Consider the following 802-nt stretch of genomic DNA (forward strand, 5'->3'; position numbering starts at 1 on the left):
ATCGGCTTACATTGTGCACTGAAAGATGCGATAACATCGTTTTGTTGCGATGAACATGCGATGGCGAGCGTCGATAACGCCATTGCACCTATTGCCTTAAGTGGGGTGGTCATGATATCTCCTTATCAATCCGATATACTGTCGCTCAATGCATGATTTTCAGATATCTATTCATTCACTGCAGTGGACGATAATAGAACATTGATTGACGTGTGATTTGGTAAGGCTCTGAATATATGTATGATTTATGACTCTTATATGGGCTTTTTATGAAACAAATGTGTCATTGGCGAGATTGCGATGGCATTAGGATTTGGAATGAAAATGGAACTACAACAATTTCTTGATGCGCTGGCATCGTCACCTGAAAAGATTGAATTTGAAACGACGATGGCGGTGATTGAAGACAATTACGATTTTACGCCCGCTGCATTTACGAATGGCAATACGCAAAATGACGCGAATGAAAACAACGGTTCGTGCAAAATTTTTGCATTCGGCTTATTGAACACTCTCGATAAAGAAGCGACGTTGGCGTGTTTTGGTCGTTTCTACCGTGAGGACGTACTGCTTCACCCAGAAAACAACGATCACCAAAATATCCGCAATTTCATGGCGACGGGGTGGGAAGGCATTCAATTTGAGACTTCTGCGCTTACCGCGAAATAGTTATCATTTTAGAATCGCGTTACATGAAGAAGCCAGTCGTATTATGCGACTGGCTTTTTTTCTAAACACTTGCGGCATAAACAAAGCTGATCGGACTCCGGTTTAGGCAAGTCACGAGGCTCAATACCAAAAC

The 802-nt window shown here is 42.3% G+C and carries 1 protein-coding gene; it reads left to right on the forward strand.

The genetic code is table 11. The features are described from left to right. The first annotated feature begins 324 nt into the window (after positions 1 to 324). A complete protein-coding gene (locus R7R24_RS26055; protein WP_062852332.1) occupies positions 325 to 669 on the forward strand; it encodes a HopJ type III effector protein in 345 nt (114 codons plus the stop codon). Positions 670 to 802 lie beyond the last annotated feature (133 nt).

The sequence above is a fragment of the Vibrio sp. 704 genome, from assembly GCF_033339295.1.

What these genes read in the sequence shown, in the direction of transcription:
- R7R24_RS26055 (WP_062852332.1), top strand. Translation starts at nt 325, where the DNA reads ATGGAACTACAACAATTTCTTGATGCGCTGGCATCGTCACCTGAAAAG.